1 tRNA gene and 1 rRNA gene (both only partly in view) are annotated in these 2,500 nt (G+C 49.2%); both read right to left on the bottom strand.

Annotated elements, in window-relative coordinates:
- A 23S ribosomal RNA gene (locus tag M9799_RS09320) occupies positions 1-2,084 on the bottom strand; it reaches 791 nt to the left of the window's first position.
- 387 nt (positions 2,085-2,471) lie between these two features.
- Positions 2,472-2,500 (bottom strand) — tRNA-Ala (locus M9799_RS09315); it runs 47 nt beyond the window's last position.

Genomic DNA, 2,500 nt, shown 5'->3' with positions numbered 1-2,500 from the left:
CACAGATCTGTTCAAAGTCCAATACAAAGCTACAGTAAAGGTTCATGGGGTCTTTCCGTCTTTCCGCGGGGAGATTGCATCATCACAAACATTTCAACTTCGCTGAGTCTCTGGAGGAGACAGTGTGGCCATCGTTACGCCATTCGTGCAGGTCGGAACTTACCCGACAAGGAATTTCGCTACCTTAGGACCGTTATAGTTACGGCCGCCGTTTACTGGGACTTCAATCAAGAGCTTGCACCCCATCATTTAATCTTCCAGCACCGGGCAGGCGTCACACCCTATACGTCCACTTTCGTGTTTGCAGAGTGCTGTGTTTTTATTAAACAGTCGCAGCCACCGATTTTTTGCAACCGCTTTGGGCTCCCCTTGTACAGGATCACCTACTTGCGGCATACCTTCTCCCGAAGTTACGGTATCAATTTGCCGAGTTCCTTCTCCAGAGTTCTCTCAAGCGCCTTAGAATACTCATCTCGCGCACCAGTGTCGGTTTGCGGTACGGTCGTGTGTAGCTGAAGCTTAGTGGCTTTTCCTGGAAGCTGGGTATCACTCACTTCGGCTGCAAGCAGCCTCGTTATCACCCCTCATCTAAGCCCGGCGGATTTGCCTACCGGGCACGACTACAGGCTTGAACCAACATATCCAACAGTTGGCTGAGCTAACCTTCTCCGTCCCCACATCGCACTACACATCGGTACAGGAATATTGACCTGTTTCCCATCAGCTACGCATCTCTGCCTCGCCTTAGGGGCCGACTCACTCTACGCCGATGAACGTTGCGTAGAAAACCTTGCGCTTACGGCGAGGGGCTTTTCACCCCTTTAACGCTACTCATGTCAGCATTCGCACTTCTGATACCTCCAGCATCCGTTACCAGACACCTTCACAGGCTTACAGAACGCTCTCCTACCACGTGCAATAAATTGCACATCCGCAGCTTCGGTAACTGGCTTAGCCCCGTTACATCTTCCGCGCAGGACGACTCGATCAGTGAGCTATTACGCTTTCTTTAAATGATGGCTGCTTCTAAGCCAACATCCTGACTGTTTTAGCCTTCCCACTTCGTTTCCCACTTAGCCAATTTTAGGGACCTTAGCTGGCGGTCTGGGTTGTTTCCCTCTTGAGTCCGGACGTTAGCACCCGGTGCTCTGTCTCCCAAGCTGTACTCTGCGGTATTCGGAGTTTGCATAGGTTTGGTAAGTCGCCATGACCCCCTAGCCTAAACAGTGCTCTACCCCCGCAGGTAATACTTGAGGCACTACCTAAATAGTTTTCGGAGAGAACCAGCTATTTCCAAGTTTGTTTAGCCTTTCACCCCTATCCACAGCTCATCCGCTAATTTTGCAACATTAGTCGGTTCGGACCTCCAGTACCTGTTACGGCACCTTCATCCTGGCCATGGATAGATCACTTGGTTTCGGGTCTACACCCAGCGACTGATTCGCCCTATTCGGACTCGATTTCTCTACGGCTTCCCTATTCGGTTAACCTTGCCACTGAATGTAAGTCGCTGACCCATTATACAAAAGGTACGCAGTCACCCTTGCGGGCTCCTACTTTTTGTAAGCATGCGGTTTCAGGATCTATTTCACTCCCCTCCCGGGGTTCTTTTCGCCTTTCCCTCACGGTACTGGTTCACTATCGGTCGATTACGAGTATTTAGCCTTGGAGGATGGTCCCCCCATATTCAGACAAGGTTTCTCGTGCCCCGCCCTACTTTTCTCTAGCTTAGTACCGCTCGTCTGTTTTCGCATACGGGACTATCACCCACTATGGTCGGCCTTTCCATGCCGCTTTGCTAACAGTCGAGGTATCACTAGAAGGCTGTTCCGATTTCGCTCGCCACTACTTTCGGAATCTCGGTTGATGTCTTTTCCTCGAGCTACTTAGATGTTTCAGTTCACTCGGTTTGCCTCGCATACCTATGTATTCAGTATGCGATACCCTTGCGGGTGGGTTTCCCCATTCAGAAATCTCCGGATCAAAGCTCATTTGCCAGCTCCCCGAAGCTTATCGCAGGCTATCACGTCTTTCGTCGCCTGTAATCGCCAAGGCATCCACCACATGCTCTTAGTCACTTGACCCTATAACTTTGACGTCTCTTGCGAGACTTCTCAGTCGTATCAAAGACTTGCGAGGTCTCTCACCTCGCGCGTTATGCCGTAATGTGAATGATTCTTTCGCTTTCATTGATTTCTCAATGAATGCTTAGAGAATGATTCGTCATTACTTAAGAATTTAACAAAGTTAAATCTTGTTTTGACGCAATCAAAAATGTCGTTAGCGGCACGGTCTGCACTAAACCTTTACGAATGTGCAGTTTCCGCTAACAACTCTGATTTCGACTCTATGAATTTTTAAAGAACAGCCGATGATCGTTGGATAACGATCAACACAAAAGCAGTCTTTGCAAGACTGCTTTTGTGTTGAGTCAAAAATTATAGCATGCCTGGATGGTGCCAAACAGCAAATGGTGGAGGATGACGGGATCGAACCGACG

It is taken from the genome of Comamonas endophytica, from assembly GCF_023634805.2.
In the GTDB taxonomy this organism is placed as follows: domain Bacteria; phylum Pseudomonadota; class Gammaproteobacteria; order Burkholderiales; family Burkholderiaceae_C; genus Comamonas; species Comamonas endophytica.
This window is presented reverse-complemented; position numbering and strand designations above follow the sequence as displayed.